The organism is Arthrobacter sp. Y3225116 (assembly GCF_059091245.1).
The window spans coordinates 1-7,073 of record NZ_JBNHGL010000152.1 but is presented as its reverse complement, the minus strand read 5'-3'; the positions used below and the strand labels follow the sequence as shown (position 1 = coordinate 7,073).

Annotated in this window: 7 protein-coding genes; 1 reads left to right on the top strand and 6 read right to left on the bottom strand. The window is 68.2% G+C overall.

Annotation, left to right across the window (positions count from 1 at the left end):
* Nucleotides 1-88: 88 nt before the first annotated feature.
* From AC5RV2_RS12795 to pgm, 4 genes are all read right to left on the bottom strand, one after another.
* Nucleotides 89-343: a hypothetical protein gene (locus AC5RV2_RS12795; RefSeq protein WP_494092637.1), complete on the bottom strand. Its 255-nt coding sequence runs from the start codon at nt 341-343 to the stop codon at nt 89-91.
* 145 nt (nt 344-488) lie between these two features.
* Nucleotides 489-698 (bottom strand): dodecin, encoded by a 210-nt coding sequence (locus AC5RV2_RS12790; protein ID WP_494065421.1) that lies wholly within the window; start codon nt 696-698, stop codon nt 489-491.
* Between the two features lie 137 nt (nt 699-835).
* The gene (locus AC5RV2_RS12785; RefSeq protein WP_494092636.1) at nt 836-2,161 is read right to left on the bottom strand and encodes a uracil-xanthine permease family protein; all 1,326 of its coding nucleotides are present in this window, start codon (nt 2,159-2,161) and stop codon (nt 836-838) included.
* A gap of 133 nt (nt 2,162-2,294) precedes the next feature.
* A complete protein-coding gene (pgm, locus tag AC5RV2_RS12780) occupies nt 2,295-3,941 on the bottom strand; it encodes a phosphoglucomutase (alpha-D-glucose-1,6-bisphosphate-dependent) (RefSeq protein ID WP_494092635.1) in 1,647 nt (548 codons plus the stop codon).
* Between the two features lie 144 nt (nt 3,942-4,085).
* Here pgm and AC5RV2_RS12775 point away from each other — a divergent pair, with 144 nt between their 5' ends.
* Nucleotides 4,086-4,529, top strand: a complete 444-nt coding sequence (locus AC5RV2_RS12775; protein WP_494092634.1) for a DUF4190 domain-containing protein — start codon at nt 4,086-4,088, stop codon at nt 4,527-4,529.
* 192 nt (nt 4,530-4,721) lie between these two features.
* Here the strand turns inward: AC5RV2_RS12775 and AC5RV2_RS12770 are convergent, their stop codons facing one another.
* Complete coding sequence (locus AC5RV2_RS12770; protein WP_494065425.1) at nt 4,722-6,215, bottom strand: peptide MFS transporter; 1,494 nt, start codon at nt 6,213-6,215, stop codon at nt 4,722-4,724.
* Nucleotides 6,216-6,318: 103 nt separating this feature from the next.
* Nucleotides 6,319-7,073 (bottom strand): amidase family protein (locus AC5RV2_RS12765; protein ID WP_494092633.1); only part of this gene is annotated, 755 nt, incomplete at its 5' end.

The window sequence follows — 7,073 nt, the reverse complement described above, 5'->3', positions numbered from 1 at the left end:
TCAACGATCTGGAAGGACGGGTGGGCACATATCTCTTCGGCCGGCGCATGTACGAGGTGATGGCCGTCTGGGAAATCGTGCCCGCCTGCTATCCCCCGGTGGGGGCGGAGGGGGGAACGAATCCGTCCTGTCCGGGTTCGTTCTCGTGCTCCGGGTCCTCGCTCTGGCGGTATTCGCCGTCCGGGCTCAGGCCCGGTACGCGCTGCCCCGCGTTGAGCAGGCTGGACGTGAAGTGCTCGCCGTCGAACGTGGCAGCAGAGTCGTTCTCCGGTTCGGGGGCGCCGATGTCGTCGCGCAGATGCTCGTCGTCGGGCAGTTTGTCTTCATCGCGTGGCTGGCTCATGGATCAAGCACACCACCGCATCGACCCGGGCACAATGGGCGAGGACGGCTTCCAGTGGCGGGCAGCCCCGTCCACCGTGGCCCGGCGGATGCGTGCACAGCCTGCCACGTCCGCAGGACACCGGGTGCGACCCCGCCCGCGTCGGTCAGCTTTCGTGCCGGAAACCGAGCTTGATGGTCACCTGCCAGTCCGCGATCCTGCCTTCGTTGAGGTGGCCGCGGACGGACTTCACTTCGAACCAGTCGAGGTTGCGCAGTGTCTTAGAGGCCTCGTTGATGGCGTTGGAGACCGCGGCATCGATCCCGTCGGGCGACGTACCCACAATTTCCGTGACGTTGTAGACGTGGTTGGCCATGCTTTCCTCCTCGTGAACGTCCCGGGCCGGACGCCGCGGGAGAGATGGCTGCAACGCTAGCCCCCGACGTCCCCACGGTCTAGGGCGCGGCGGCCCGGAGCACGCCCTCCCCTCCAGGCGGCCGCCATGCCGGGCGGTCAGCCGAGCTTCGACGGCTTGACGCCCTCGTCTTCCACGGAATCCACGGGCTCGGTGTGACGCCAGCGGGCTACCGCGCTCATGCCGTGGAAAATCAGCAGTGCCGCTGCCGAACCCAGCGCGATGCCTTCGAACTGCAGCTCGCCTATCGCCCACTTGAAGTTGGCGATGCCGATGACCAGGGCCACCCCTGCCACGGAGAGGTTGATGGGGTTGGCGAAGTTCACCCGGTTCTGCACCCAGATCCGCACCCCCAAAATGCCGATCATGCCGTAGAGCACGACGCCGGCGCCGCCCAGGACGCCGACCGGAACGGTGGCGATGGCGGCACCGAACTTCGGGAGCAAGCTCAACAGGATGGCGACAATGCCGGCCACCCAGTATGCGGCGGTGGAGTAGACCTTGGAGGCGGCCATCACGCCGATGTTCTCGGCGTAGGTGGTGGTGCCGGAGCCGCCGCCGCTGCCGGCCAGCACGGTGGCCAGGCCGTCTGCCATCAGCGCGCGGCCGGTGACGGGGTCAAGGTCCTGCCCGGTCATCGCGGATACGGACTTCACATGGCCGATGTTCTCTGCCACCAGGACCAACACCACGGGGAGGAACAGCCCAATCAGGGAGATGTGGAATTCCGGCGCGTGGAATTCGGGCAAACCGATCCACGCCGCGTCGTTGATCCTGGAGAAATCCACCTCGCCCCGCAGGATGGCCACCACGTAGCCCACCAGCACGCCTATCAGGATGGACAGCCGGCCCAGCAGCCCGCGGAACAACACCGTGACGAGCAGGATCGCGACGACGGTGACCAGCGCCGTCACCGGCCCCTTCTCGAAGTTCTGCTTGGCGGTCGGCGCCAGGTTGAGGCCGATCAACGCAACGATGGCGCCGGTGACCACCGGCGGCATCACCACGTTGATCCAACGCGTGCCGGCCTTGTGCACCACCGCGCCGACCAGGAAGAGCAAGGCGCCGGCCATGACGAGGCCGCCGAGCGCTCCGCCCATTCCGTGCTGGTTCATGGCGGCGCCGATCGGGGCGAGGAACGCGAAGCTGGAGCCCAGGTAACTGGGGACCCTGCCTGCCGTGATGATCAGGAACAGGATGGTGCCCACGCCGGAAAACAGCAGCGTGGTCGACGGCGGGAATCCGGTCAGCAGCGGGACCAGGAACGTGGCGCCGAACATGGCGACCACGTGCTGGGCCCCGATGCCCATGGTGCGCGGCCAGGTGAGGCGCTCCTGGGGACCCACTACCGTGCCCGGTGAAATGTTCTTGCCGTCGCCATGCACGGCCCAACGGAACGGGGAAGATTTTGCAGGCGTGCTCATGGGAGGCCTCTTCGGGGGAGTCAGCGGGAGAATGTCCGGGGGACATCCTACCGCCGGAACGGCGGTGCCTGCTCGTCCCGCCCGGTCGCGGAGGCCGGGCGGGACCGGCCCGACCTCCGTTGTCAGGCGATGATCAGCCGATCACCGCGTCCACGATTGCCTTCGCCTCGGCCTGCACCTGACGCAGATGGTCCTGGCCGCGGAAGGATTCGGCGTAGATCTTGTAGACGTCTTCCGTCCCCGAGGGCCGGGCCGCGAACCACGCGTTGTCGGTGGTGACCTTAAGCCCGCCGATCGGGGCGCCATTGCCGGGCGCTTCGGTCAGCTTGGCGGTAATCGCCTCGCCGGCCAGTTCGGTGGCGGCCACGTCGGCGGCGGAGAGTTTCGCCAGCGCGGCTTTCTGCTCCCGGGTCGCCGCCGCGTCAATCCGTGCGTAGGACGGCGCCCCGAACTTCTCGGTCAGTCCCGTATACAGTTCCGACGGCGAGTTTCCGGTCACCGCCACGATTTCGGAGGCCAGCAGCGCCAGCAGGATGCCGTCCTTGTCGGTGGACCACGGCTTGCCGTCGAACCGCACGAAGGAGGCCCCGGCCGACTCCTCGCCGCCGAAAACGCCTTCCCCGGAGAGCAGCCCGGGCACGAACCACTTGAAGCCCACGGGGACTTCCACCAGCTGCCGGCCCAGGCCGGCCGCCACCCGGTCGATCATCGAGGAGGACACCAGCGTCTTGCCCACGGACGCGCCGGCCGGCCAGTCCGGCCGGTTCCTGTAGAGATAGTCGATGGCCACGGCAAGGTAGTGGTTCGGGTTCATCAGCCCGGCATCAGGGGTCACGATTCCGTGCCGGTCCGCGTCGGCGTCGTTGCCGGTGGCGATGTCGAAGGCGGCGCCGCCGCCGCGCACGGCGTTGATCAGCGAGGCCATCGCCGACGGCGACGAACAATCCATCCGGATCTTCTCGTCCCAGTCCAGGGTCATGAACGCCCATTGCGGGTCCACCGCCGGATTGACCACGGTCAGGTCCAGCCGGTGCCGCTCGGCGATGGCGGCCCAGTAGTCCACCGAGGCCCCGCCCATCGGGTCGGCACCGATCCGCACGCCGGCGGAACGGATGGCGTCCAGGTCCAGCACCTTCGGCAGGTCGTCCACGTACGCGGCCAGGAAGTCGTACGTACCGATGGACCCGGAGAACCGGGCCTGTCCCAGCGTGATCCGCTTGACGCCGCGCAGGCCCGCCTCCAGCAGTTCGTTGGCGCGGGCGGCAATCCACCCGGTGGCATCCGAGTCGGCGGGGCCGCCGTGCGGCGGGTTGTACTTGAAGCCGCCGTCGCCGGGCGGGTTGTGCGAGGGGGTGATCACGATGCCGTCGGCCTGGGCGTCCGGATGGGCGGCGTTATGGGTGAGGATCGCGTGGCTGACCGCCGGCGTCGGGGTCCACCCGGTGCGGGAATCGACCAGCACTGCCACACCGTTTCCGGCCAGCACCTCGAGGGCGGTGTCCTGGGCCGGGTCGGAGAGGGAATGCGTGTCTTTGCCGACGAACAGCGGTCCGGCGATGCCCTGCCCGGCGCGGTACTCCACGATTGCCTGCGTGATGGCGGCAATGTGGTCCTCATTGAAGGATGCCTTCAGGCTGGAGCCGCGGTGCCCGGAGGTGCCGAAAACCACGCGCTGGGACGGGTCGGCCGGATCCGGCTTGACGTTGAAGTACGCGTCGCGGAGCGCGGTCAGGTCAACAAGGTCGCTGGGAAGGGCCACTGTGCCCGCACGGTTTGCCATCCCTCCAGCATGCCAAAAAACTATCGATCCGTGGCGACCGGGTGGCGGATCCGGCCCGATGGCCCCGATCTTCCCGCGCGCCTAGACTGGTAAACAGCACTGAAGCTGCGCAGCAGCGAATCAATCCCAGGGGGAATCAACAGTATGTCCGGCACGGAGAACAGGCCGCCCTTTAACGACCCGAAGCATCCGGGGTGGTACACCGATCCCAACGCAGGCCGGGCCGTGCCGCAGCCGCCGCCGCTGCCCGAAGCGGCGAACCCGTACGCCTACCAGCCCGGCCCCGGCGCGCAGCCGTACACCGGGCAGCAGCCGTACGGCGGACCGGACTACAACCAGCCGATGTACTACACGCCGCAGGCCGAGCCGAAGGGGCTGAGCATCGCGGCGCTGGTGCTGGGCATCGTCTCCGTGGTGACGTTCGGCTTCATGCTGGTCCCGCAGGTCCTGGCCATCGTGTTCGGCCACATCGCGCTGGGCAAGGAACGGGCCGGCCGCAGCATGGCGCTGGCCGGCCTGATCATGGGCTACGCGGTCGCCGGCATCTGGTGCCTGCTGCTCTTCATCGGCATCTTCGCCGGAGCGTAGGTCCCGCCGGCGCCTCGGTACATCGCTGGTCGGCTACCCCCGCTTCACCCCGCCGACTATTCAGCACCGGCCCTCCTGAACGCTCAGAAGGGCCGGAGCTGAATAGCGGATGAGGGAAAGGCCCCTCACGACGGCGATGCCCGGGCGGGAGAAATCCCGGCCCGGGCATCGCCGTCGTCGTTAAGGTCCGTCCTAGCGGATGCCGCCCATCAGCTTCTTCAGCGACGGCACGGCCGCGGCCAGGCCGACGCCGAGGATGATCGCCGTCACCCCGATGAAGCCGAAGTACGGGGCTTCATTGGCCGGGTCGTAGTAGCCGGCCAGGATGCCCGCCAGCGTGGTGCCCAGCGAGATGGAGAGCAGGAACAGCGCCACCATCTGGGTCTGGAAGGCCTTCGGCGCCAGCTTGGTGGACACCGAGGAGCCGGTCGGGGAGAGGAACAGTTCCGCCATGGTGAACAGGAACAGGATGCCGACCATGGCCAGCAGCGGTGTGGAGTTGGCGCCGCCGCCGGTGAGCGGGATGAACGCCAGGAACGCCAGGCCCATCACGACCAGACCCAGGGCGAACTTCAGCGGCGAGCTGGGCTGCTTCGGGCCGAGCTTGGTCCACAGGGCTGCGAAGATGCCGGCGAAGATGATGATGAAGACCGGGTTGATGGACTGCACCCAGCTGGCCGGCATTTCCCAGCCGCCCAGCGTGCGGTCCAGCTGCTTGTCCGCGTACAGGGCCACCACGGTGAACTGCTGCTGGAACAGCGCCCAGAACGCGGCGGAGGCGATGAACAGCGGGATGAAGGCGTACACGCGCTTGCGCTCCACGGCGTCGACCTGCTTGCTGGAGAGGATCACCACGAAGTAGGCCACGGCGGCGATGATCGCCAGCCAGGCCATGATCGGGGCCAGGTTCGAGGCGGTCACCAGGCCGAACGCCACCAGCAGCACCATGACGACGACGGCGGCCGCGGCCACGGCGGCCACCTTGCCGTAGTTGCCGCGGGGCAGCGGGTTGGCCACATGGTGCGCGGCCTCGGGCAGGTTCTTGCGGGTCAGGGCGTACTGGGTCAGGCCGATGGCCATGCCCAGCGCGGCCAGGCCGAAGCCGTAGTGGAAACCGAGCTGCACCTGGGCCAGGCCGGTGAGCAGCGGGCCGAAGAGGCCACCGATGTTCACGCCCATGTAGAAGATGGAGAAGCCGGCGTCGCGGCGGTCGTCCTTCAGGCTGTAGAGCGAGCCGACCAGCGAGCTGGCGGTGGCCTTGAGGCCGCCGGAGCCGATGGCCACCAGGATCAGGCCGATGGCCAGGCCGACGCCGCCCGGGATCAGGGCCAGCGCGATGTGGCCCAGCATGACCATGATGCCGGTGTAGAAGAGGACCTTTTCGGACCCCAGGAGGCGGTCGGCCACCCACGCGCCAAGGATCGAGGAGAGGTACACGCCGCCGCCGTAGGCACCCACCAGGCCGGTGGCAATTCCCTCGTCGATCCCCAGGCCGCCCTCGGCGACCGAGTAGTACATGTAGTAGAGCAGGATGCCCTGCATGCCGTAGAAGGAGAAACGCTCCCAGAGTTCTACGGAGAAAAGATTCGCCAGCATCCGTGGATGCCCGAAGAAGGTTTTGCCGGTTTGGGTGGACTGTTTTGTTGTTTCCGGCTGCGGATTCCCGGACTGCACGGTATTGCTCACGGTGTTCTATTCTGACAGTCCCCTACATGAAATGTCATATTCTGCGCCCGGGACCGGGACGCGTGTTAGAGCAAAACCGCAGGTCAGGCCGGGGTTGCAGGATTCATCGCACGCCCTCCAGCTGCGCGGCGGCGGCCAGCAGCATGGCCTCCGAGCCGGGCTTGCCGATCAGCTGGACGCCCATGGACAGGCCCTCCTCGGTGGTGCTGACGGGAACGGCGATGGCGGGCAGCCCGCACACGTTGACCAGCGAGGTGTACGGCGAATACTGGCACTGGCGCATGTAGTCCACGTCCGCGCTGTTGGCGGTGTACCAGCCCACCGGCCGGGGGGTCTGTGCCAGCGCGGGCGTCAGAACCAGGTCGTACCGGCCGAACTGTGCCCGGGTGTCGTCCTGGAAACGCGCCAGCGCGGCCAAGGCGTCCGGCAGCGCCTCCGGCCCGCGCTTCAGGGCCCGGCGGCGGAAGGAGCGGGTGAGCGGCATGAGCTGCGGTTCGCGGCCGGCCGGCAGCTCCAGCCGGGCCAGGCCGGAGGTCCACACCGTGGCAAACGCCTCCGGGTAGCGGTTGTCGTAGCGGATCTCCGCCTCGTCGAGCGCGTGGCCCAGCCCCAGCAGCAGCTCCACCGCGGTGTCCAGCGCCTCGCGCGCCTCCGGCTCCAGCGACAGCGGGTAGGCGGACTCGAACGGAGAGTCGGTGCTGACGCCGATCCGGAAGCGCCCTTCGGCGCGTAGCGCTGCGGTGAGGAAACCGGGTTCCCCCGGGAAGGCCGCGCGGGCCAGCGCTTCGTCCGCCATGGCGTCCATCAGCAGCCCGGCATCGGCCGCTGTGCGGGCCAGGGGCCCGGCGACCACCAGCC

Excerpts from the sequence above, each read along its gene's own strand:
- AC5RV2_RS12795 (WP_494092637.1), bottom strand. The coding sequence starts at position 343 with ATGAGCCAGCCACGCGATGAAGACAAACTGCCCGACGACGAGCATCTG.
- AC5RV2_RS12790 (WP_494065421.1), bottom strand. The coding sequence starts at position 698 with ATGGCCAACCACGTCTACAACGTCACGGAAATTGTGGGTACGTCGCCC.
- AC5RV2_RS12785 (WP_494092636.1), bottom strand. The coding sequence starts at position 2,161 with ATGAGCACGCCTGCAAAATCTTCCCCGTTCCGTTGGGCCGTGCATGGC.
- pgm (WP_494092635.1), bottom strand. The coding sequence starts at position 3,941 with ATGGCAAACCGTGCGGGCACAGTGGCCCTTCCCAGCGACCTTGTTGAC.
- AC5RV2_RS12775 (WP_494092634.1), top strand. The coding sequence starts at position 4,086 with ATGTCCGGCACGGAGAACAGGCCGCCCTTTAACGACCCGAAGCATCCG.